Annotated in this window: 18 protein-coding genes; 12 read left to right on the top strand and 6 right to left on the bottom strand. The window is 72.3% G+C overall.

The features are described from left to right. Positions 1–216: 216 nt before the first annotated feature. Positions 217–1,071 (top strand): hypothetical protein, encoded by an 855-nt coding sequence (locus ACFXKG_RS18075; protein ID WP_384839396.1) that lies wholly within the window; start codon positions 217–219, stop codon positions 1,069–1,071. Here the strand turns inward: ACFXKG_RS18075 and ACFXKG_RS18070 are convergent. The 5 genes from ACFXKG_RS18070 to ACFXKG_RS18050 form a co-directional block, all read right to left on the bottom strand. Beyond that, a complete protein-coding gene (locus tag ACFXKG_RS18070) occupies positions 1,046–2,530 on the bottom strand; it encodes an ATP-binding protein (protein ID WP_384839393.1) in 1,485 nt (494 codons plus the stop codon). The two genes, ACFXKG_RS18075 and ACFXKG_RS18070, sit on opposite strands and share 26 nt — an antisense overlap. Next, the gene (locus ACFXKG_RS18065) at positions 2,527–3,237 is read right to left on the bottom strand and encodes a response regulator transcription factor (protein WP_384839861.1); all 711 of its coding nucleotides are present in this window, start codon (positions 3,235–3,237) and stop codon (positions 2,527–2,529) included. Before ACFXKG_RS18065 ends, ACFXKG_RS18070 begins: the two co-directional genes overlap by 4 nt. A 125-nt stretch (positions 3,238–3,362) precedes the next feature. Further along, the gene (locus ACFXKG_RS18060; RefSeq protein ID WP_384839390.1) at positions 3,363–4,223 is read right to left on the bottom strand and encodes a hypothetical protein; all 861 of its coding nucleotides are present in this window, start codon (positions 4,221–4,223) and stop codon (positions 3,363–3,365) included. A gap of 205 nt (positions 4,224–4,428) precedes the next feature. Next, entirely contained in the window at positions 4,429–5,436 is a 1,008-nt protein-coding gene (locus ACFXKG_RS18055) for a 1-aminocyclopropane-1-carboxylate deaminase (protein WP_384839387.1), read from the bottom strand. A gap of 99 nt (positions 5,437–5,535) precedes the next feature. Next, positions 5,536–6,225 (bottom strand): GntR family transcriptional regulator, encoded by a 690-nt coding sequence (locus tag ACFXKG_RS18050; protein ID WP_384839384.1) that lies wholly within the window; start codon positions 6,223–6,225, stop codon positions 5,536–5,538. 226 nt (positions 6,226–6,451) lie between these two features. On the opposite strand from ACFXKG_RS18050, the gene ACFXKG_RS18045 reads away from it, so the two are divergent. The 7 genes from ACFXKG_RS18045 (at position 6,452) to aspA (ending at position 13,958) form a co-directional block, all read left to right on the top strand. Continuing rightward, the gene (locus ACFXKG_RS18045) at positions 6,452–6,892 is read left to right on the top strand and encodes an SPW repeat protein (protein WP_382888180.1); all 441 of its coding nucleotides are present in this window, start codon (positions 6,452–6,454) and stop codon (positions 6,890–6,892) included. 153 nt (positions 6,893–7,045) lie between these two features. Next, positions 7,046–7,669: a peptide deformylase gene (locus ACFXKG_RS18040; protein WP_384839380.1), complete on the top strand. Its 624-nt coding sequence runs from the start codon at positions 7,046–7,048 to the stop codon at positions 7,667–7,669. Between the two features lie 333 nt (positions 7,670–8,002). After that, positions 8,003–8,959 carry a TauD/TfdA dioxygenase family protein gene (locus ACFXKG_RS18035; RefSeq protein ID WP_384839376.1) on the top strand — a complete coding sequence of 319 codons (957 nt, stop codon included), beginning with the start codon at positions 8,003–8,005 and terminating at the stop codon, positions 8,957–8,959. A 145-nt stretch (positions 8,960–9,104) separates the two neighbouring features. Next, positions 9,105–9,842, top strand: a complete 738-nt coding sequence (locus ACFXKG_RS18030) for a FadR/GntR family transcriptional regulator (RefSeq protein ID WP_384839373.1) — start codon at positions 9,105–9,107, stop codon at positions 9,840–9,842. Continuing rightward, a complete protein-coding gene (locus ACFXKG_RS18025) occupies positions 9,839–11,365 on the top strand; it encodes an amino acid permease (RefSeq protein ID WP_384839370.1) in 1,527 nt (508 codons plus the stop codon). Before ACFXKG_RS18030 ends, ACFXKG_RS18025 begins: the two co-directional genes overlap by 4 nt. 2 nt (positions 11,366–11,367) lie before the next feature. After that, a complete protein-coding gene (locus tag ACFXKG_RS18020) occupies positions 11,368–12,423 on the top strand; it encodes an asparaginase (protein WP_384839367.1) in 1,056 nt (351 codons plus the stop codon). A 116-nt stretch (positions 12,424–12,539) separates the two neighbouring features. Further along, the gene (aspA, locus tag ACFXKG_RS18015) at positions 12,540–13,958 is read left to right on the top strand and encodes an aspartate ammonia-lyase (RefSeq protein ID WP_384839364.1); all 1,419 of its coding nucleotides are present in this window, start codon (positions 12,540–12,542) and stop codon (positions 13,956–13,958) included. Between the two features lie 93 nt (positions 13,959–14,051). On the opposite strand, the gene ACFXKG_RS18010 is transcribed toward aspA, so the two are convergent. Then, the gene (locus ACFXKG_RS18010) at positions 14,052–15,665 is read right to left on the bottom strand and encodes an alkaline phosphatase D family protein (RefSeq protein ID WP_384839361.1); all 1,614 of its coding nucleotides are present in this window, start codon (positions 15,663–15,665) and stop codon (positions 14,052–14,054) included. Positions 15,666–16,057: 392 nt separating this feature from the next. Here ACFXKG_RS18010 and ACFXKG_RS18005 point away from each other — a divergent pair, with 392 nt between their 5' ends. The 4 genes from ACFXKG_RS18005 to ACFXKG_RS17990 are packed head-to-tail and all read left to right on the top strand — an operon-like array spanning position 16,058 to position 22,141. Then, complete coding sequence (locus ACFXKG_RS18005; RefSeq protein WP_384839358.1) at positions 16,058–18,967, top strand: family 78 glycoside hydrolase catalytic domain; 2,910 nt, start codon at positions 16,058–16,060, stop codon at positions 18,965–18,967. Then, a complete protein-coding gene (locus tag ACFXKG_RS18000) occupies positions 18,964–20,274 on the top strand; it encodes an extracellular solute-binding protein (protein ID WP_384839355.1) in 1,311 nt (436 codons plus the stop codon). Before ACFXKG_RS18005 ends, ACFXKG_RS18000 begins: the two co-directional genes overlap by 4 nt. Next, positions 20,271–21,257: a carbohydrate ABC transporter permease gene (locus ACFXKG_RS17995; protein WP_384839351.1), complete on the top strand. Its 987-nt coding sequence runs from the start codon at positions 20,271–20,273 to the stop codon at positions 21,255–21,257. The genes ACFXKG_RS18000 and ACFXKG_RS17995 overlap by 4 nt, the downstream gene beginning before the upstream one ends. Next, positions 21,254–22,141, top strand: a complete 888-nt coding sequence (locus ACFXKG_RS17990; protein WP_384839348.1) for a carbohydrate ABC transporter permease — start codon at positions 21,254–21,256, stop codon at positions 22,139–22,141. The genes ACFXKG_RS17995 and ACFXKG_RS17990 overlap by 4 nt, the downstream gene beginning before the upstream one ends. The last annotated feature ends 41 nt before the right edge of the window (positions 22,142–22,182 follow it).

Below are 22,182 nucleotides of genomic sequence, written 5' to 3'. Positions count from 1 at the left end.
CCTTCGGGGCCCGCGGCGCCTTCCGGGTCGGCAGGGTCGGTGGGGTCGGCGGGGGAGTCTTGTTCGGATCGCACGGCGCGATGCAACGCCTCGGCGCCGCTCAGCGCAACAATGTCTCAGGATATGGATGGAGTGACCACGGACCGGGACGGCGCCGGCGGCCCGTGCCGCCGGCGGTCAGGAAGTCTTCAGGTACGCCCTGTCAGCCTCCCGTGCATGACGACCAACAAGCACGCCGCGGCGGCCCGGCCCCGCGGACGCGAGACGCTGAACAAGGTTCCCGAGGTCACGGTCTACTTCTGGGTCATCAAAGTCCTGTGCACCACGGTGGGGGAGACCGCGGCCGACCTGCTCAACGCCAACCTGGGCCTGGGGCTGGCCAACACCTCGTACGTGATGGGGGCGCTCCTGCTCGTCGCACTCGTCTTCCAGTTCCGGGCGCGCGCCTACGTACCGGGCCGCTACTGGCTGACCGTCGTCCTGATCAGCGTGGTCGGGACGCTGGTCAGCGACAACCTCACCGACCGTCTCGGTGTGCCGCTGACCACGACCACCTGGGTGTTCGCGCTCGCTCTGGCCGTGACCTTCGCCCTCTGGTACGCGAGTGAGCGCACGCTGTCGATCCACACCGTGCGGACCCGCCGCAGGGAGACCTTCTACTGGCTCGCGATCCTCTTCACCTTCGCGCTGGGCACCTCGGCCGGAGACCTCACGGCCGAGCGTCTCGGCCTCGGTTACTGGGTGTCGGCCGTCATCTTCGCGGCGCTGATCGCCGTGGTCGCCCTCGCCCACCGCGCCCTCGACCTCAACACGGTCCTGGCGTTCTGGACCGCGTACGTCCTCACCCGCCCGCTGGGTGCCTCGCTCGGCGACTACCTGTCCCAGCCGGCCGGGGACGGCGGACTCGGGCTCGGCACCGTGGGCACCAGCCTGCTCTTCCTCGCCGTGATCGTCGCCCTCGTCGTCCATCTCGCCCGTACGAAGCGGGACGTGGCGGCGGAGGGCGGGGCGCCCGCGCCGCTCCCCGGCCACGCGGAGGGCCGGGTCATCCTGCCGGAAGACGCACGGTGAACCGCGCCCCGCTGCCGCCGCCCGCGCGCTCCAGGGCGATGTCACCGCCGGCCGCCCTGGCCAGTCGGCGCGCCAGCGCCAGCCCCAGCCCCGCCCCGTCGTGCCCGTCGCCGGGGGTGGCCCGGCGGCCGGGCTCGAAGAGCGAGGGGACGAACTCCTCCGGGACGCCCGGGCCGTCGTCCACGACGCTCACCTCCACGGCCCCCGGCACCGCCGCGTACTCGATCACGACGGAGCGCGCGGCGTAACGCCGGGCGTTGTCCAGGAGCGGCATCAGGATCCGCTCCGCGACCGCCGCCGAGACTCCGGCCGTGATCATGGCCCCGGCAGGAGTCCCGGCGGCGGCGCGGGCGCGCACCGGCGGCGCCTGCGGATGGTCGGCCGTCACCCGCGCGGCCAGCGCCCCCGTCAGCTCCGGCAGCCGGCAGCGGCCGGGCACCGGCGCCTCGCGGGTGCGTGCCTCCGAGAGGAGGCTGTCGCAGATCTGCCGCATGGTGGCCGCCGCGCTCGCGATCGCCTCGTGGGCGGCCCGCCGCTCCCCGGCCCCACGCGGGCGCGCCGTCAGCCAGTCGGCCTCCGCGGTGATCCGGGCCAGCGGGGTGCGCAGTTCGTGGGAGAGCTCCGCCGCCTGCTGCTGTTCATGGCGCAGGACCGCGGCGAGCCGGTCGAGCAGTTCGTCGAGACTGGCGGCGAGGGCGGTCAGTTCGGCCGGCCGGCCCGCGGTGCCGAAGCGCCGGGCGGCACCCTCCTCGCTCCACTGCGCGGCCTGCGCGCTCATCGCACCGACCGGCCGCAGGGCCCGCCGTACGACGAGCCGGGTCAGCGGATAGACGGCGCCCAGCAGCAGCGCGCCCAGCACGACCGACGCCACCAGAGCCGTGTCGGCGGTGGAGCGGTACGGGTCGAGCCCGACCGAGGCGACCACCGTGCCCGCACGGCTCCCGTCGGGCCCCCGGACCGGCAGCGCGTAGAGCCGGGTCGCGGCGGGCTCGGAGACCTCGGCGAACGCCCGTGACCGGCCCGCCAGCGCGTCCGCGCTCCTTCGCAGCGCGGGCGGGGCGCCGGGCGGGGACTCGACCGCGCGCCGGCCCTGGTAGATCCACACCCCCGTGTCCAGCGCCTGGTCCTGGGCCGGCTCGTGGACCACGAGCCGGCCGTCCGGCCGTACCTCGACGGTGGTGGCGACGGCCTCCGCCTTCGTCCGCAGGACGTCGTCGGCCTGCGCGCGCAGCCTGCCGTCCAGCGCCAGATTGAACGCGGTGGTCAGGACGGCGACCCAGAGCGCGCTGGTGACCAGCGCGACCAGCGCCAGCCGGCCGCGCAGCGTGCGCGCCGACAGCCGCCGCGCGAGCCGCCGCCCCCGCCGCCTCAGCCGCTCCGGTCGGCCCGGCCGCTCCGGTCGGCCCGGCCGGTCCGGTCCGCCCGGCGGCTCCGGCCGCTCCCGGGGCCCGCGCGTCACACCGGTTCCGTCCGGTCGGCCGCCTCGTCGGCAGGCCCGCCCGCGCCGTGGTCGAAGCGGTAGCCGACGCCCCGTACGGTGCTGATCCCGTGCCCGGCGCCCGCCGCCCGCAGCTTGCGGCGCAGCCGGGTCAGATACTGGTCCAGCGTGTTGTCGCTCACCTGCGCCCCCTCCGGCCAGCCCGCCCGCAGCAGCGCCCGGCGGCGTACGGCGGTACCCGGCGCGGCCATCAGACAGGCCAGCAGCCGGAACTCGGTCGGTGTCAGCGGCACGGCCGTGTCCCGCGCCGTCAGCTCGTGCCGTACGGGATCGAGCCGCAGCCCCCGTACGTCGATCGCCGGGTCGCGTCCCGCGCGCCGCAGGGCGGCCCGGACGCGCGCCGCGAGTTCGGCGAGGTGGAAGGGTTTGGCGAGATAGTCGTCACCGCCGGAGGAGAAGCCGGAGAGCCGGTCGGTGAGGGTGTCGTGCGCGGTCAGGAAGACCACCGGGGCGGTGATCCCCGCGGCCCGCATGGCCTGGCAGACGTCTCGGCCGTCGGAGTCCGGCAGCCCGATGTCCAGGACCACCGCGTCCACCCGGGCGTCGGCGGCCCGCAGCGCCCCGGCGCCGTCGGCGGCGGTCACGACGTCGAAGTCCTCGTCGCGCAGGCCCCGGGCGAGGACGTCCCGCAGGCCGTGGTCGTCCTCGACGATCAGGACGCGGTGCATGGTCACGCCGCCCAGTATGTCGCGTACGAGCACCGGACCGCCGGGCCGCGGATCCTTCGTTACCGCGGCCTGCCGGGCTGCCGGGGCTGCCGGGCTGCCGGGCCGCCACCCGGCCGGGGCCGGGCTCAGGTGTACTGGTTCGAGGGCTCCCAGGTCTGGGTCACGGGAGCGGTGTGGTGCCAGTGGCTGACGATGCCGTTCCAGTCGGTCTGCGTCGCGGTGGTGTTGTCCCACGGGGACGTGTGGGGCGGAATCTGCTGCCAGTTGATGTCGTCGTTGCTCCGCGGATACGGCACCGCGTGACCCGGGGTCCCGCCGGGGGAGTGGCCGCCCAGCTCCGTCTGGGGGACGGCGTCGAGCCGCCGGTGCCGGCCGGCCCGGTCCTCGTGGACCGACGGCTGGTTGAGGCGGCCCTCCGCGGAGAGCCGCTGGACCCGGGCGACCAGATGGGCCAGTTCCAGGCCGAACTCCGTGGCCAGCGCGGTCAGGTCGAGCCCGGTGTGCCAGCCGCCCACCAGGACCGCGTCCAGCGCCGCCGACCAGGCGGTGTCCGTGACCGGTACGGGCTGACCCGGGGTGTGTGCCGGGAGCGGTGTCTGGGCCGGCGGCTGCTCGGGGCCCAGGCAGTCCGCCGCGTGCGGTCCCGAGCCGAATCCGGCGGCCGAGGGCCCGGCCGGGGACTCGACCGGTGCCGCTCCCTGCGCCCGGAGGTCATCGGGATCGACGGCGAGAAGGTGCTTGGCGACCGTACGGGCGTCGTCCTTGCCGACGGTGCGCCGGGCGAGCCGCACCTCGCGCTCGTTGAGTCCGAGAAGGTTGGCGACGGCGCCGTCGCTGCCGACGGTCACGGCGAAGGCGGCGAGCATCCGGGTCCGGCCCGCCTGCGCCTCGTCGAGAATCCCCTGGGCTTCCCGGACCTGGTCGTCACTGCCGCAGAATGCGGCCGCCAGCACGGAGTGACGCTCCCACAACTCTCTGGGTTCCATGCCGTGATCAACGGTCATTGAGATCTTATGGGTCGATTTGCCGTTATAGATCACTACATCGAGTGCTATTTCCTTCAACTGCTTATCCGGAGCCGGTCCGGAGCCGAAAAGCGGCCCCGGACCGCCCCCTTCCGGACCGCTGGACCACCGGGTGCTGTCCCGATGCCGCCCCGGTCCGTGCAGGTCCGCGCAGGTCAGACGCAGGTCAGGCGAAGGCGCCGCTGTACGCGTTCAGGGCGGGCTGGCCGCCGAGGTGGGCGTAGAGCACGGTCGAGTCCCTGCCGATCTCGCCGGTACGGACCAGATCCATGAGCCCGGCCATCGACTTCCCCTCGTACACCGGATCGATGATCATCCCCTCCAGACGGCCCGTGAGCCGGATGGCCTCCAGCGTCGACTCGACGGGAACACCGTAACGGTCACCCGCCCAGCCTTCGAGGAGGCTGATCTCGTCGTCGCGCAGGTCGCGTCCGAGGCCGATCAGCTCCGCCGTGTGGCGGGCGATCCGCTCCACCTGGTCCCGGGTCTCCTCGATCCTGGCGGACGCGTCGATCCCGATGACCCGCCGGGGCCGGGCCTGCCCGGCGAACCCGGCGATCATCCCGGCCTGCGTGGAGCCCGTGACACTGCAGACGACGATCGTGTCGAAGAAGACGCCGTGCTCGGCCTCCTGGCGCTCCACCTCGTACGCCCAGTTGGCGAACCCGAGGCCGCCGAGCCGGTGCTCCGAGGCACCCGCCGGGATCGCGTACGGCGTGCCGCCCTCGGCGCGGACCTCGTCCAGCGCCTGCTGCCAGGAGTCCTTGATCCCGATGCCGAAGCCCGCCGGGTCGAGGCGGACGTCCGCGCCCATGATCCGGGAGAGCAGGATGTTGCCCACCTTGTCGTTCACGGGGTCGGGCCAGTCGACCCACTTCTCCTGCACGAGCCGGGCCTTCAGGCCGAGCCGGGCGGCGACGGCGGCCACCTGGCGGGTGTGGTTCGACTGGTACCCGCCGATCGAGACCAGGGTGTCCGCGCCCTGCTCCAGGATGTCGGGGACGATGTACTCCAGCTTGCGGGTCTTGTTGCCGCCGTACGCGAGCCCGGAGTTGCAGTCCTCGCGCTTGGCCCAGACGGCCGCGCCGCCCAGATGGCCGCTCAACCGCTCCAGCCGGTGGATCGGGCTCGGGCCGAAGAGCAGCGGATAGCGTGCGAAGTCCTCGATCGCCATGGAGGGTTCCTCTCACTCGGTCGGTGGTGGTACGGGGGCGCGTGGGGCGGGTGCGGGGAGCGTGAGGCGTCGTACGGGGGGCGGCGGCGCGGCGCCCGCTCAGCGGGCGCGGACCAGACCGTGACCGCCGGAGACCTCCGGCACGGGGCCCGGGTCGGCGAGGGTCATCCAGGTCATGTGCGCGAACGCCGCCGCGGTGGCCGCGTCACCGGCCGCGCAGGCGTCGATCATCCGGTCGTGCAGTGCGACGGAGCCGAGGCCGGCCGCGGAGGAGAAACGGACCCGCTCGACGCGGCGCAGCAGCGGTGCGTACTGGTCGAGCACCTCGGTGACGACGGTGTTGGACGCGGCCGTCACGCAGATCTGGTGCAGGGCGTCGTCGGCCGCCAGCGCGGCCGTCGCGTCACCGCGCTCCAGCGCCGCCGCGAACGCCGCGTTCCCGGCCCGCATCGCCTCGATGTCCGCCGGGGTGAGCGCCGGGGTGGCGAGCCGTACGGCCAGCTCGTGCAGGGCCGCCACCACCGGCTGGGCGTCCCGCACGGCCCGGTCGTCGAGCGCGCTCACCCGGGTCGACCGGCCGGGCTTGCTGACCACCAGACCGCTGCGCTCCAGCCGCATCAGTGCCTCGCGGATCGGTGTACGGCTCACCCCGATCCAGCGCTCCAGCTCGCTCTCCCGGAGCTGCTCCCCGGGCTGCAGCGTGCCGTCGACGATGGCGTCCCGCAGGGCGGTGAAGGCGCGGTCCCGCAGCAGGACCCGGCCGGCGAGCGAGGTATCGGGAATCGGCATGCAATATATTGCATGCGCCGACGGGGAGCGCTGTCAAGAGCGGCCCGTACGCCGTTGGGCCCGGTGGGGAAAGCGGGGCAGGTGCCCTCGCCTGTCATACCGGTAAATAAAATTTCCGTATGCGGTGACTGCTACACAAAAGTCAGGAAAGCGCGCAAACTGGGGATGTTGCGGCTCGATGCCGTACATCGCGGTCAGACTTGCACGAACGAAGGAGGCGAGTCGTATGGCCGACGTCTCACATTCGAGGGGCGACCTGTCCAGTCACCCCGATGTTCCCGAGATGCGCGCGAGGTACGCCCGCATGCTCGGCGGGCGCGGTGCGGCGCTCCTGGACGGGCCGGTGTTCCTCGTCGGCCTGTTCTGTGCCCTGTCGCCCTGGATCATCCACTTCACCCTGAACCAGCCGGCCCTCGCGGCACACAACCTGATCATGGGGATCGCGATCGTCGTCATGGCGCTCGGCCTCACCCTCGCCCCGGTGCGGATGGCCGGGCTGAGCTGGGCCCTGTGCGCCATGGGTGTCTGGCTGATCATCGCTCCATGGATCGTCGGCAGCGCTCCTGACGCGGGCGTCATCTGGACCAACGTCGTCATCGGCGCACTCACGTTCCTGTTCGGACTGGCCTGTGCCGGTACGGCGATGAGAGCCGCCCGGAAGGTGTGAGCGGCACGGTCCGCCCACCGGGCGCGGCCGGCCCGTCCCCCGAGCGGGCCGGCCGCGCTCCGTACGGGACCGCTTCCCGGTGATCCCCGTGGTCCGGCGGTGCCCCGTGGTCCGGTGGTCCCCGTGGTCCCGGGGCAGTGGGACCATGGCGCGATGACGCTCATCGACCATGTGGACGCCCTGCTCGAAACCCCCGGAACGCCGCCTGTCGTCGCCGCCGGTGACCCGGTCCTGCGGCGCCCGGCCGCCCCGTACGAAGGGCAGTTGGGGGAGGAGCGGCTGGCGCGCCTGGTCCGGCTCCTGCGCGAGACGATGCACGCCGCCCCCGGCGTGGGGCTGGCGGCGCCCCAGATCGGGATCCCGCTGCGGATCGCGGTCATCGAGGACGCCGCGCAGGCGCCCGAGGAGGTCCTCGCGGCCCGGGGCCGCGTCCCGCAGCCCTTCCGGGTGCTGGTCAACCCGTCGTACGAACCCGTCGGCGAGGACCGCCCCGCCTTCTTCGAAGGGTGCCTCAGCGTCCCCGGCTGGGCGGCCGTGGTGGCCAGGCACCGGACGGTCCGGCTCCGTGGCCAGGACGAACGGGGACGGGAGATGGACGAGGAGTTCTCGGGATGGCCGGCCCGGATCGTCCAGCACGAGACGGACCATCTCGACGGAACGCTCTACATCGACCTGGCCGAGACCCGCTCGCTCTCCGCCACCCACCACCTCACCGAGCGCTGGTCCCAGCCCACCCCCGCCCTCGCCGCCCGGGAGCTGGGCTTTCCTCTGACATGAGTGTGAGTCATCCGAGTCGCCCGGGGAGGGGACGGGCCGGCTGTTCCTGAGGTACGGTGCCTGCCATGGGCATGCATTCTCCTCTCCGTGCGGTGGAGTCGCGCTTCGGCGACCCCCACGGCGTGTGCGCGCCCCGCGGCGTCAGTTTTCTGCGCCGCCGAGGCCGGGTGGGTTCTCCCCCGGCGCTCTGCTGTCCCTGCCGCTGATCCGCGCCGAGGGCCCGGTAGCTCCGTAGCCGGCCGCTGACCCCGCCCCGGCCCGGTCCGGTATCGCCAGGCACCACTCTCGCGTTGCCCGTCGCACCCACTCCGCCGTGCCGAACTGAGGAGCCCTGTGACCACCACAGCCGTACCCGCCGCCGCCTCCACACCCGCCGTCGTACCGCCCCCGCTGCGCGACCACCGCATCCCCGCCGACGGCCTCTACGAAGGCCACCGGGAACTGCGCCGCCTCCCGGAGGGGTGGCAGGAGCGGCCGTACGAACTCTTCTGCCTCGTGCCGCAGGCGCGCACCATCGGCGCCGAGATCCGGGGCCTCGACCTGTCCCGTCCCCTGGAGCCCGCCGTACGCGCCGAACTCGACCGCGCCCTGCTGGAGTGGAAGGTGCTCTTCTTCCGCGGCCAGCATCTCACCTCCGGGGAGCAGCGCGCCTTCGCCCTGAACTGGGGCGAGTTGGAGACCAACCCGCTGCTCGCCACGGCGGGCGCGCCGGATGTCGTCCGCTTCGACCGCACGGCGGTCCCCACCTTCGAGAACGTCTGGCACACCGACGTCACCTTCCGGGAGCGGCCCGCGCTCGGCGCCGTACTGCAGCTGCGCGAGGTGCCGCCGTCCGGCGGCGACACGATGTGGGCCGACATGGCCGCCGCGTACGACAACCTCTCCCGGGAGGTGAAGGACCGTATCGATGGCGCCCGCGCCGTCCACGACTACATCCCGGGCTTCTCCCGCTTCTACTCGGCCGAGCGACTGGCCGCCTTCCAGGACGAGTTCCCGCCGGTCGAGCACCCGGTGGTACGCCGCCACCCCGACACGGGGCGGCGGATGCTCTTCGTCAACGCGTCCTTCACCACCCGGATCGTGGGGCTGGAGCGGGCGGAGAGCGACCGGCTGCTGCGGCTGCTGTTCCAGCAGGCCCACGTACCCGAGTTCCAGGTGCGGTTCCGCTGGGAGGCGGGCGACATCGCCTTCTGGGACAACCGTGCCACCCAGCACTACGCCGTCAGCGACTACGCCCCGCACCGCCGCGTCGCCGAACGCGTCGCCATCGCGGGCGACCGGCCCTTCTGACCGGCCCTTCCGACAGGCCCGTCCCGCCGGACGGGCGTCGGACTGGCGCCGGACGGTCCCGGAGGCTCCGCCGAGCCTCCGGGACCGCGCAAGATCCCTGTTCAGACTCTTGACAGTTCCGGTTCACGCACATCACGATGCCCGGGTGAACCTGTCAGACAGCCAGACAGCCGGGGCCGTGCCCAGAAGGATCAGCGCGATGGAAGCCGTGCTGAACCATCTCCGGAGCGCCATCGAGCGGAGCGAGTACGCGGTGGGGGAGAAGCTGCCCTCCGAGGCGGAGCTCTGCCGCCGTCTCGAAGTGAGCCGGCCCGTGCTCCGCGAGGCCCTGCGGGCACTCCAGGTCATGGGACTGACCGTCTCACGTACCGGAAAAGGCACCTTCGTCGTCTCCAACGGCCCGGTGGAGGATCCCACCTTCGGCGACTACTCGGCGAGCGACCTCCTGGAGGTGCGCCGCCATGTGGAGATCCCGGTCGCCGGGTACGCGGCGACCCGCCGTACCGCCGAGGATCTCGACCACCTCACCCATCTGCTGGAGCGGATGGAACAGGAGACCGACACCACCGCGTGGGTGGCCATGGACACCCTCTTCCACCTCTCGGTCGCCCAGGCGGCCCAGAACCCGGTCTTCCGCCGGGTCATAGAGGAGATCCGCGACGCGCTGGCCCGCCAGTCGGCGTTCCTCAACGAACTCGGCGGGCGGCGTGAGCAGTCCAACCTGGAGCACCGGGCGATCGTCGAAGCCCTCGTCGAGCAGTCCGAGAGCGACGCCGTCGACGCCATGACCCACCACCTCGCACGGGTCGAGTCGACCCTGACCACCATCGTGCGGTCCCCCCACCGCACGGCACCCCCCGAAGAAGGCGAAGACCAGGCGTGAGCGAGCAATCCCTTCAGACAGAGCAGCAGGCGTGTCCGCCGGAGAAACCACCGGTTTCCGCGGGCGCCCATGTCGACGCCGGTGACGCCGGATACAGCAAGACCCTGAAGTCCCGGCACATCAACATGATCGCCATCGGCGGGGCCATCGGCACCGGGCTCTTCCTCGGCGCGGGCGGCCGGCTGGCCAGCGCGGGCCCCTCCCTCGCCGTCGCCTACGCGGTCTGCGGTCTCTTCGCCTTCCTCGTGGTACGCGCCCTCGGCGAGCTGGTCCTGCACCGGCCGTCCTCCGGCGCGTTCGTCAGCTACGCCCGTGAGTTCATGGGCGAGAAGGGCGCCTTCGTCGCCGGCTGGATGTGCTTCCTGAACTGGGCGACCACCGGGATCGCCGACATCACGGCGGTGGCGACGTACACCCACTACTGGGGCATGTTCTCCGACATACCGCAGTGGGTGCTCGCCCTGATCGCCCTCGCGGTCGTGCTGACCGTGAACCTCATATCCGTGAAGATCTTCGGCGAACTGGAGTTCTGGTTCGCGATCATCAAGGTCGGCGCGCTCATCCTGTTCATGCTCATCGGCATCTTCCTGCTGGTCACCCAGCACCCGGTCGACGGCCACACCCCCGGGCCGTCCCTGATCACCGGCAACGGCGGCCTCTTCCCGGCCGGGATGCTCCCGATGCTGCTGGTCATCCAGGGCGTCGTCTTCGCGTACGCCTCGGTCGAGCTGGTCGGTGTCACGGCCGGCGAGACCAAGGAGCCGGAGAAGATCATGCCCAAGGCGATCAACTCCATCATGTGGCGCGTGGCCCTCTTCTACGTCGGCTCCGTCGTGCTGCTGACGATGCTGCTGCCCTGGGACAAGTACTCCGCCGGTGAGAGCCCCTTCGTCACCGTGCTCTCCAACATCGGCATCCCCGCGGCGGGCGACGTGATGAACCTCGTCGTCCTCACCGCCGCGATGTCCAGCCTCAACTCCGGCCTCTACTCCACCGGACGCATCCTGCGCTCCATGGCGAAGTCGGGATCCGCGCCGAGGTTCACCGGGGTGATGAGCCGCAGCCAGGTGCCGTACGGCGGCATCCTGCTCACCTCCGGCATCTGTGTGCTCGGGGTCGGCCTCAACTACGTCGTGCCCAGCAAGGCGTTCGAGATCGTCCTGAACTTCGCGGCGCTCGGCATCCTCGCCACCTGGTCCATGATCATGATCTGCCACCTGCTCTTCTGGCGGAAGACGCAGGCGGGGCTGCTCGCCCGCCCCTCCTACCAGCTCCCCGGCTCGCCGTACACCGAGATCGTCACCCTGGTCTTCCTCGCCTCCGTCCTGGTCCTGATGTACGCGGACGGCGGCGCGGGCCGCACGACGGTGCTGGCCCTGCCGCTGATCGCCGCGGCGCTGGTCGGCGGCTGGTACCTGGTACGGGGCCGGGTCGGGGTCCTCAGGGACGCGGCGGCCCTCGAACGTGCCGGCACCACCGAACGCGCCGGCACCACCGACCGCGACCAGAACACCGAGAGCTGACCATGAGCCACCCCACCGCGCCGCGCCGCACCCCGGGCGAGCCTCCCGTCGTCCGCGCGCCGGGCCATGTGCCCCTCGCCCATGTCGTACGGGGAGGCGTCATCGAGGGGGTCCACCACGGCTCGGTCGTCGTCCTGGCGGCCGACGGCAGCGTGGAGTTCCTGGCCGGGGACATCGAGGCCGCGTTCTATCCGCGCTCCGCGCTCAAGCCGCTCCAGGCGGTCGCCCTGCTCCGCGCCGGGCTCCCCGTGCCCGACGACGAGGCGCTCGCCCTCACCGCGGCCAGCCACTCCGGCGCGGAGATCCACCTCGCCGTGGCCCGGCGCATCCTCGACTCCGCCGGGCTCACCGAGGACGACTTGGCCAACACCCCCGATCTGCCGTACGGCGCCACGGAACGCGAGGCGTGGCTGCGCCGGGGCCTCGGGCCCAGTCGGCTCGCCCAGAACTGCTCGGGCAAGCACGCCTCCATGCTCAGGACCGCCCTGACCCGGCAGTGGCCCCTGACCGGCTATCTCGACCCGGGCCACCCGCTCCAGAAGGCGATCGCCGCGACGGTGGAGGAGCTGACGGGACAGCGCATCGCCCGCGTCACCGTCGACGGCTGCGGCGCCCCGCTGTTCTCCGTCTCCCTGCACGGACTCACCCGGGCCTTCGCCCGGCTGGTGACCGCGGCCCCCGACACCGACGAGGGCCGCGTCGCGGGCGCCATGCGGGCTCACCCGGAGCTGGTCGCCGGCGCCGGCCGGGACGTGGCCGGTCTGATGCGGGCCGTGCCCGGGCTGCTCGCCAAGGACGGCTTCGAGGGCGTCCAGGTCGCGGCGCTCCCGGACGGCCGGGCCGTCGGCGTGAAGATCGCCGACGGCGGGGACCGCGCCAGGATGCCGGTGACCGCCGCGGCCCTCGCCCGGTGCGGTGTCGACCCCGGCATCCTCGCCCCGTTCACCCGTACCCCCGTGCTCGGCGGCGGCCAGGAGGTGGGGAGCCTGCGGGCGGCGGGCGCGCTGGCTCCCGCGACGCCCCCGGAGCCCGCCTCGTCGGCGACCCGGGCCGCGTAGCCCGCTCACCCTCGCCCCGTGGCCCGCTCACTCCGCCTGTGCGGCCCGTCCCACCCGGGCCGCACAGGCCCTGTCCGGCCGATCTCCTCCCACCCTCACGAAGGAACCCCTGCGCCATGACTGCCGGCCACCGCTCCGAACACGATCTGCTCGGCGACCGCGACATACCCGCCGACGCGTACTGGGGCGTGCACACGCTGCGCGCCTCGGAGAACTTCCCCATCACCGGTACGGCCATCTCCGCGTACCCGCATCTCATCGACGCGCTCGCCGCCGTGAAGGAGGCCGCGGCCCGCGCCAACGAGGACCTCGGGCTGCTCGCCGGGGAGAAGGCGGCGGCCATCGCCACCGCCTGCCGGGAGATCCGGGAGGAGGGCAGGTTCCACGACCAGTTCGTCGTGGACGTCATCCAGGGCGGCGCCGGCACCTCGACCAACATGAACGCCAACGAGGTGATCGCCAACCGGGCGCTGGAGCTCCTCGGGCACGCCAAGGGCGACTACACGCACCTGCACCCCAACGAGGACGTCAACCTCAGCCAGTCCACGAACGACGTCTACCCGACCGCCGTCAACGTGGCCACGATCATCGCCGTGCGCGAACTGCTCGACGCGATGACCGTCCTGCGCGAGGCGTTCGCCGCCAAGGCGGCGGAGTTCCACGACATCCTCAAGATGGGGCGCACCCAGCTCCAGGACGCCGTGCCCATGACGCTCGGCCAGGAGTTCTCGGCGTACGCGGTGATGCTGGAGGAGGACCAGAGCCGGCTGGCCGAGGCGGTCCTCCTCATTCACGAGATCAACCTCGGCGCGACCGCCATCGGCACCGGCCTCAACGCCCCCGCCGGCTACGCGGAGGCCGCCCGCCGCCATCTCTCGGACCTCACCGGGCTGCCCCTGGTCACCGCGGCCAACCTGGTGGAGGCCACCCAGGACTGCGGCGCCTTCGTCCATCTCTCCGGCGTGCTCAAGCGCATCGCGGTCAAGCTCTCCAAGAGCTGCAACGATCTGCGGCTGCTCTCCTCCGGGCCGCGCGCGGGCTTCGCCGAGATCAACCTGCCGCCGGTCCAGGCCGGGTCGAGCATCATGCCCGGCAAGGTCAACCCGGTGATCCCCGAGGTCGTCAACCAGGTCGCCTTCGAGGTGATCGGCAACGACGTCACCATCACCATGGCGGCCGAGGCGGGGCAGCTCCAGCTCAACGCCTTCGAGCCGATCATCCTGCACTCCCTCTCGGAGAGCATCACCCATCTGCGGGCCGCCTGCGTCACCCTCGCCGAACGCTGTGTCTCCGGTATCACCGCCAACACCGAGACGCTGCGCGCGACCGTCGAGAACTCCATCGGGCTCGTCACCGCGCTCAACCCGCACATCGGTTACACCGCCGCGACCGAGATCGCCAAGGAGGCGCTGGCCACCGGCCGGGGCGTCGCCGAACTCGTGCTGGAGCGCGGGCTCCTCCCGGCCGACCGGCTCGCGGCGCTGCTGCGCCCCGAGGTGATCGCCGGTACGGGGCCGCGCCCCGTCGCCCCGTAACACGGCACCCGCGGCCCCCTCGGCGAGCGCGCCGGTCCGTACGTACCTCCGCGGGTACGGGACCGGCGCGCCCGTGCGTACGCGCGCGCCCGGTCAGACGGGCTGCACGCCCGGCCGGCCCGCCTCGGTGACGAAGGACATCCGGGTGGACACCGGCGCGCCGGGGGTGGTGACGTACGGCAGGACCCGGAAGTCGGCGCGGCAGCTGCGCGGGGTGAGGGAGCAGCGGACGTAACCGCGCTGGTAGTTGGTGAACTTGATGTGCCGGTTGGCGGCCAGCAGGTTCGCCCCGGACGGGTCCAGGTCCATGCCGTCCATCTTGGTCGAGATGGAGGTGCCGACGAACTCGACCCCGATGGCGGGGGAGTCCGGGTCGTCGAAGTTCCGCTTGAGGTCCGCCGCGAGATGGCGGTGCATGTCACCGGTGAGCACGACGGGGTTGGCCACGTTCCGGTCGGCGATCTCCTTGAAGAGCCGTTCGCGGGAGGCGACATAGCCGTCCCAGAAGTCCATCACGAACGACTGGCCGGGACCGGGGTCGGTGTCCACCTGGTTCATGGCGATCTGCTGGGGGATCAGGTTCCACTTCGCGTCGGAGCGGCCCAGGCTGTTGTAGAGCCATCGTTCCTGCTCCGCGCCGAGGATGGTGCGGTCGGGGTCGAGCCGCTCCTCGCAGCCGGTCTTGGTGCCGTCGCCGCACGGCTGGTCGTCGCGGTACAGCCGGGTGTCGAGGATGTGGAACGTCGCCATCCGCCCGTACCGCAGACTCCGGTACATCCGGGCGTCGAAGCCGCGCGGCTTGTTCGGCAGCCGCAGGGGCAGGTGTTCGTAGTACGCCTGGAACGCCGCCGCGGCGCGCACCCGGAAGACCGCCGGGTCCACGTCCGGGTGCTTGGAGATGTCGCCGGCCCAGTTGTCCTCGACCTCGTGGTCGTCCCACACGACGGCGAAGGGATGGGCCTGGTGGGCGGCGATGAGGTCGTTGTCGAAGCGGTGCAGCGCGTGCCGGTTGCGGTACTGGGTCAGGTCCATCGGCTCGGGGCGCAGCTCGGCGGCGACGGGGGTCTTGCGCACGCCGCCCATGGCGTCGATGGGGTTCTCGTAGATGTAGTCGCCGAGATGGAGGACCAGATCGACATCCTCCTCGGCGAGATGCCGGTAGGCGGTGTAGAAACCCTCGAACCATGCCTGGCAGGAGACGAACGCGAAGTTCAGGGAGCGGGGGTCGCTGTGCGGCGCGGGCGCGGTGCGCGAGCGGCCGACGGGGGAGACCACGCCGCCGGCGCGGAAGCGGTAGTAGTACTGGCGGCCGGGTCTGAGTCCGCTGACCTCGACGTGGACGGAGTGGGCGAGTTCGGCCACCGCCCGGGTCCACCCCCGGCGGACGACGCGCCGGAAGCGCTCGTCCTCCGCCACCTCCCAGTGGACCGTGACCGCGCGCGGGTCCATGCCGCCGGTTCCGTCGGGGGCGAGCGGGTGCGGCGCGAGCCGGGTCCAGAGGACGAAGCCGTCCGGCCAGGGGTCGCCCGACGCGACCCCGAGCGTGAACGGGTCCTCGCGGAGGCGGCGTTCGGCGGCGCCCGCCCGGCCCGCCGACAGATTGCCCGCCGCGACCGCCAGTGCGACCGTTCCGGTGGCGCCGAGCATCGCCCTTCTCCCGAACCCGGTGGCCGAGGTGGTTCCGCTGGTGCTGATCCCACTGTTCATCCGCATGAATCCTCGTCCGTTCGTCGTGCGCGATTCCCGCGTGACCCGAGGCGGAAATGACGCGTGATTTAACGTCCGTTCATGTTGTAATCACACGGTGAATATCACACGTATTCACCCGTCACAAGACCACCCGCCGCCAGGTCGACAACGCCTGTCGCAGGCGACTGTACGGCGGCGTCGCTGTGCCGGCCGATCGCGCCATGAGGTGTCCGACCAGCCCTGTGTAACACCCTTGACACGTCTCGCGGGCGGCTCATAGTGTCCACGCCACAGAATTCACGTTAGATTTCACATGGAGACGTGTCGTCTTCACGCCGGGTGGGTGGTGAACGACGGCGTAGGAACGATGGTGATGCGCCGTCAGCGAGGCGCGCAGGAAGGACGTGTCCGTGTCCGGTCCCTCCGTAGCGGGGCACCTGCGCCCCTATGGTCTGCGCTGCGACCACCGCGTCACCCCCCTGGGAATCGACGAGCCCGGACCGCTGCTCTCGTGGCGGCTCGCCTCCGACCGCCGGGGCGACGACCCGGCCGGCCACCGGGTACGGGTCGGGCGGCGGCCCGAGGACCTCGCCGCGGGCGGTGAACCCCTCTGGGACAGCGGTCCGCTGACGGACCCGCGGGCGGTCGGCGTCCGCTACACCGGGCCCGCGCTGGAGCCCCGTACCCGCTACCACTGGCAGGTCACCGTCGACCCGGCAGGCCCGGGGGTTCCCGCGGCGGCCGGCTCCTGGTTCGAGACCGGCCTCGTCATGGCGCCGTCCGGCGACCCGGCCGACGGCCGCCCGGACGGCGACGGCTGGCGCGCGAGCTGGATCACCCACGACCCCGACCCGATCGAGGTGATGGACGCGCCGACCGAGGGCGAGGCGGCCCTCGACCACCACGGGCTCACCCCCTGCCCCGTCCTGCGGCGCGCCTTCCCCGGCGCCCCCGGCCCGGTCGGCCGCGCCCGGCTGTACGTGAGCGCGCGCGGGCTCTACGAGATCCGGCTCAACGGCACCCGGGTCGGCGACGCCGAACTCGCCCCGGGCTGGACCGACTACCACCACCGGATCCAGTACCAGACGTACGACGTGACGGAACTGATCCGGGACGGCGGCGGCGAGAACGTCCTCGCCGCGACCGTCGCCGACGGCTGGTGGAGCGGCTTCGTCGGCTTCGAACCCCGCAGGGCGGGCGCCCACTACGGCTCGACGCCCCAGCTGCTGGCCGAACTCCACCTGGTCGACGCCTACGGCCGCACCACGAGAGTCGTCACCGACCACACCTGGCGCACCCGTACAGGAACGATTCGCCATGCCGACCTGCTCATGGGCGAGTGCCACGATCTGCGCCGCTCCGCCGACGGCTGGGATCTGCCCGGCTTCGACGACGCCGGCTGGTCGCCCGCGCGGGTCACGGACGCCGACCACCGGCTGCTCGTCGCCGCGCCCGACGAACCCGTACGGGCCACCGCCGAACTGACCCCCCGTACGGTCACCCGGCTGCGCGACGGCGTCCATGTCGTCGACTTCGGCCAGAACCTCGCCGGGCGGGTACGGCTGCGCGTCGACGGCCTCGCCCACGGCGCCCGGGTGACGCTGCGCCACGCCGAGGTCCTGGACGAGGACGGTGAGCTCTACACCGCCAACCTGCGCACCGCCGCCGCGACCGACCTGCTCATCGGCGACGGGCGGGCGCACACCGTCTTCGAGCCGCGCTTCACCTACCACGGCTTCCGGTACGCCGAGGTCACCGGCCTCGCCGAGCTGGCCGCGCCGGACATCGTCGCCGTCGCGCTGCACAGCGACACCCCGTGGGCCGGCTCGTTCGACTGCTCCGACCCGGACATCCGGCGGCTCCACGACTGCGTCACCTGGGGCCAGCGCTCCAACTTCGTCAGCGTGCCCACCGACTGCCCGCAGCGCGACGAACGCCTCGGCTGGCTCGCGGACGCGCAGGTCTTCCTGCCCACGGCCGCCCTCAACGCCGATGTCGCCGCGTTCTTCACCAAGTGGCTGCGCGACGTGGACGACGCCCGCACCCCCGACGGCGGCTTCACCAACGTCGCCCCGCGCCTCGTGGGGGTCGCCGACGAAGGAGCCCCCGGCTGGGCCGACGCGGGCGTCCTCATCCCGTGGCACCTCTACCGTACGTACGACGACCCGCGCTTCCTCGCCCGCGCGCTGCCCGGCATGTGCGCCTGGGTGGAGCTGATCCGCCGTCACAACCCCGACCTGGTCTGGCGTCACCGCGTCGGCCCGCACTTCTCCGACTGGCTGGCCCCCGGCACCCCGACCCCGCGCGAGGTCGTCGCCACGGCCTACTTCGCGCACAGCGCCCACCTCACCGCACGAGCCGCCGAGGTGCTCGGCCACCACGACCTCGCCCGCGAGCACCACCGGCTGGCCGCCGGAGTCCGGGCCGCCTTCAACGACCGCTTCGTCACCCGGACGCCGGGCCGGGACGGGCCGGACGGGCCGGACGGCGGCTCCCTGCGGATCGACGGCGACACCCAGACCGGCTATCTTCTCGCGCTCGCCTTCCACCTGCTCCCCGAGGAACAGGCGCCCGCGGCCGCCCGGCGCCTCGCCGAACTGGTCGAGGCCGCGGGCCCCGGACTCGTCACCGGCTTCCTCGGGGTCGCGCTGGCCGCGCCCGTCCTGGACGCGCACGGCCGCGCCGACCTCGCCCACGCCCTGCTGCGCCGTACCGAAGCACCCTCCTGGCTCTTCCCGCTGCATCACGGCGCCACCACGATCTGGGAGCGCTGGGACGGCTGGACACCCGAGGCCGGCTTCCGGGCCCCGGCGATGAACTCCTTCAACCACTACGCGCTCGGCTCGATCGGCGAATGGCTGTACCGGGGCGTCGCCGGACTCGACCAGAGCGCCGACTCCACCGGCTACCGGCGCCTGACCGTACGCCCCGCCCCCGGCGACCTCACCCACGCGAGCGCCCGGTACGAATCGGTCCGCGGCACCGTCACCGTCCGCTGGGAACGGCACGGCGACACGCTCTCCCTGCGGGTCCGGGTGCCCCCGGGCGCCACCGCCGAGATCCATGTCCCCACCACCGACCCCCGGTCGGTCCGCGAGTCCGGCGAGGTACCCGTCGACGGCGCCCACCTCACCTGCGCCGGGACCGGCCCCGGCCGTGCCGTCTACCGCGTGGCCTCCGGCGTCTACCGCTTCACCGCCGCCTACGTACCGGCGGGCACACCGGAGCGCGGACCGCTGCACCGCGCCGCCGCGCTCCCGCGCACACCAGGTCCGGCGGCGCCGACGCACGCCGGCCCCCACGAGGAGGACATGACATGACCACGGGTTCCCGCGTCCCGCCCCTCCCCGGCACACTCAGCCGACGAGGGCTGCTCCGTATGGGCGGCGGGGCCGCGGCCCTCGCCGCACTGCCCCCGGCCCTCACCGCGTGTTCCGGATCCGGCGGTTCCGGCGGCGGCAAGGTGCGTATCGTCGGCGTCGCCGACCAGCAGAAGCCCGTCGAGGAACTGCTGGCCGCCTACCGCAAGAGCCACCCCGACGACACCTTCGCCACCTCCTTCGCCCCCACCGACCAGGTCCAGACCGTCGTACGCACCCAGCTCGCCGGCGGCAACGCCCCCGACGTGCATGTCCTGTTCCCCGGCAGTGGAAGCGCCATGTCCATGGTCGAGCTGGCCAAGGCGGGGCTGCTCACCGACCTCTCGGCGCAGAAGTGGACCCAGGGCATACCCAAGAACTTCGACGCCGCCTACCGCTACGAGGGCAAGACCTACCTCTACTCGGCCGGCAGCAGCGTCATCGGCGCCATATACAACAAGAAGACCTTCGCCAAGGCCGGTGTCCGGCCGCCCACGACCTGGGCCGAACTCCTCGACGTCTGCGCCACGCTGAAGGCCGAGGGCATCGTGCCGATCGCCCTCGGCGCGCAGACGCCCTGGGTCACCCAGCTCATCACATACGCCCTCGTCCCCAACGCGGTCTACGCCACGACCCCCGGCTTCGACGCCGACATGGCCGCCGGACGCGCCACGTTCGCCGACTCCGGCTGGGCCGACGCTCTCGGCAAGTACAAGCAGCTCCAGACCAAGGGCTTCTTCAACGACAACCCCAACGGCACCACCTTCGAGCAGCAGACCTCCCTCGTCGCGAGCGGCAAGGCGGCCATGGCCGTGCAGGTCTCCGCGGTGCTCTCCACCTTCCGCGACGCCACCAGGACCCCCGACGACCTGGGCATGTTCCCCTTCCCCGGCGGTGACGACGCCGCCCAGCCATGGATCCCGGCGGGCATCGTGGTCGGACTGGGCGTCGCCGCCCACGCCAAGAACCCGGACAAGGCCAAGGCATTCGTCGACTTCCTCGGCCGGCAGGAGAACATCAACGCCTGGGCCACCGCCGTCTCCGCGATCCCCTTCCAGCGCGACGCCACGACCAGAATCGACCCCGTGCTGGCCGACTTCCTGCCGATCATCGACGCCGACCGCGCCGTCCCCTTCATGGACCAGGCATGGCCCAACGCCGAGGTGCAGCCCGCCCACTTCGCCGCCGTACAGGAACTCCTCGCGGGCAAGACCGACGTCAAGGGCGCCCTGGGACAGATGGACGCGGCCTACGGCAAGACATCGTGAACCCCCTGCCCGAGCGGACCACACCGCGACCGGGTCCGCCGTCCCCAGCCGTCCCCGGGACCGCCCGGAAGACGGGCGGGAGCGGGGCGGCGCGCACCGCCCGACGGCGGCGCGACGGCACTCTCCCCCCGTGGGGCTTCGTCGTCCCCGCGCTCGTGGTGTACGCCGTCGTCGTCCTCTACCCGAGCCTCGCGGGCGTCGTCTACGCCTTCACGGACTGGTCCGGCATCGGCGGCTTCTCCTTCGTCGGCGTGGACAACTTCCGTACGCTGCTGGACGACCGGCGCGCCCTGGAGTCCGTCGCCAACACCCTGCTGCTCACCCTCGCCGTGGTCGTCGTCCAGAACGGCATCGGCCTGCTGCTCGCGCTCGGCGTGCACGCCAACATCAGATCGCGCTCCCTGCTCCGCGTGATCTTCTTCGCGCCCGCCGTCGTCAGCCCCGTCATGGTCGCCTTCCTCTGGAAGTACGTGTACAACCCCGACGACGGCGCCGGGCTCAACGGGATCCTCGGCGCCGTCGGGCTCGGCGGGCTGCGCCAGGACTGGCTCGGCGACCCGGCGCTCGCCCTGTGGTCGGTCGCCGCGATGGTGGTCTGGCAGTACGCGGGGTACTCGATGGTCATCTTCCTCGCCGGGCTCCAGGGCGTGCCCGCCGAACTCCACGAGGCGGCGCGGATCGACGGCGCGGGCGCCTGGCAGCGCTTCCGCTACGTGACCTGGCCGCTGCTCGCCCCGGCGCTCACCATCAACCTGATGCTGTCGACCATCGGCGGGCTGAAACTCTTCGACCAGGTGTACGCGGCCACCAACGGCGGCCCCGGTACCTCCAGCGAGACCCTGTCCACGGTGCTCTACAAAGAGGCCTTCGTCTACGGCAAGTTCGGCTACAGCACCGCGGTCGCACTCGTCCTCGCGCTGTTCGTCGCCGCCGTCTCCCTGGTCCAGCTCCGCTATCTGCGTGCCCGGGAGGTCACCGCGTGAGCACCACCGCCACCGCCCCGCAGGACGCCGCCGCGGCCCGGACCGCGCGTCAACGCCGCCGGAGCCGCTCCCGGTTCGGGGGCTACGCCCTGGAACTGGTGATGATCGCCGTCGCGGTGGTCTTCCTCTTCCCGGTGTACGCGCTGGTCACCCTGGCGTTGAAGGACCCCCGGCAGATCGCCGAGTCGCCGCTGTCCCCGCCCGCGCCGCCCACCTTCGCCAACTTCGGGGACGCCTGGTCCTCCGCCTCGCTCGGCCCCGCCCTGGTCAGCAGCGCGCTCATCACCACCGTCAGCCTGCTCCTGCTGATCGTCCTCGGCTCCACCGGCGCCTACTACCTGGCCCGCAGGGCACGCGGCCTCGGGTACGGGCTCTACGTCCTCTTCCTGCTCGGGATCGTGCTGCCGTTCCAGCTCGGCATGATCCCGCTCTACAAACTGGTCGACAGCCTCGGCTGGCTCGGCACCTACCAGGGCATGGTCCTCTTCTACACGGGCATCCAGCTCCCGTTCACCGTCTTCCTCTACACCGGCTTCATCCGCGCCCTGCCCGCGGACTACGCGCAGGCGGCGCTGATCGACGGCTGCGACCACCGGCAGGCCTTCACCCGGATCGTCTTCCCCCTGCTGCGGCCCATCACCGGCACCGTGATCATCCTGAACGCGGTGTTCATCTGGAACGACTTCTTCACGCCGCTGCTCTACCTCGGCGGCTCCGGCAAGGAGACCGTGCCCGTGGGGGTGTTCTCCTTCGTCGGCCAGTACGTCTCCGACTACGGCCTGGTCTTCGCCGGACTGGTACTGGCCGCGCTGCCGATCCTGATCGTGTTCCTGCTGCTCCAGCGCTATGTCATCAAGGGGTTCGCGAGCGGCCTCAAGGGCTGAGGGGATGCCCGGCCGAGAGGAAGGCTCGGCCGGGAGCAAGG

Origin of the sequence: Streptomyces sp. NPDC059255, assembly GCF_042752355.1 — a bacterium.
In the GTDB taxonomy this organism is placed as follows: Bacteria; Actinomycetota; Actinomycetes; order Streptomycetales; family Streptomycetaceae; genus Streptomyces.
Note: the sequence above shows the minus strand (reverse complement) of the source record. Positions and strands in the feature narration are given on the sequence as shown.

Bases quoted from the DNA above. Each gene is read 5' to 3' on its own strand.
- ACFXKG_RS18050 (WP_384839384.1), bottom strand. From the start codon at position 6,225: ATGCCGATTCCCGATACCTCGCTCGCCGGCCGGGTCCTGCTGCGGGAC.
- ACFXKG_RS18040 (WP_384839380.1), top strand. From the start codon at position 7,046: ATGACGCTCATCGACCATGTGGACGCCCTGCTCGAAACCCCCGGAACG.
- ACFXKG_RS18045 (WP_382888180.1), top strand. From the start codon at position 6,452: ATGGCCGACGTCTCACATTCGAGGGGCGACCTGTCCAGTCACCCCGAT.
- ACFXKG_RS18020 (WP_384839367.1), top strand. From the start codon at position 11,368: ATGAGCCACCCCACCGCGCCGCGCCGCACCCCGGGCGAGCCTCCCGTC.
- ACFXKG_RS18010 (WP_384839361.1), bottom strand. From the start codon at position 15,665: ATGAACAGTGGGATCAGCACCAGCGGAACCACCTCGGCCACCGGGTTC.
- ACFXKG_RS18075 (WP_384839396.1), top strand. From the start codon at position 217: ATGACGACCAACAAGCACGCCGCGGCGGCCCGGCCCCGCGGACGCGAG.
- ACFXKG_RS18055 (WP_384839387.1), bottom strand. From the start codon at position 5,436: ATGGCGATCGAGGACTTCGCACGCTATCCGCTGCTCTTCGGCCCGAGC.
- aspA (WP_384839364.1), top strand. From the start codon at position 12,540: ATGACTGCCGGCCACCGCTCCGAACACGATCTGCTCGGCGACCGCGAC.
- ACFXKG_RS18060 (WP_384839390.1), bottom strand. From the start codon at position 4,223: ATGGAACCCAGAGAGTTGTGGGAGCGTCACTCCGTGCTGGCGGCCGCA.
- ACFXKG_RS18065 (WP_384839861.1), bottom strand. From the start codon at position 3,237: ATGCACCGCGTCCTGATCGTCGAGGACGACCACGGCCTGCGGGACGTC.
- ACFXKG_RS18000 (WP_384839355.1), top strand. From the start codon at position 18,964: ATGACCACGGGTTCCCGCGTCCCGCCCCTCCCCGGCACACTCAGCCGA.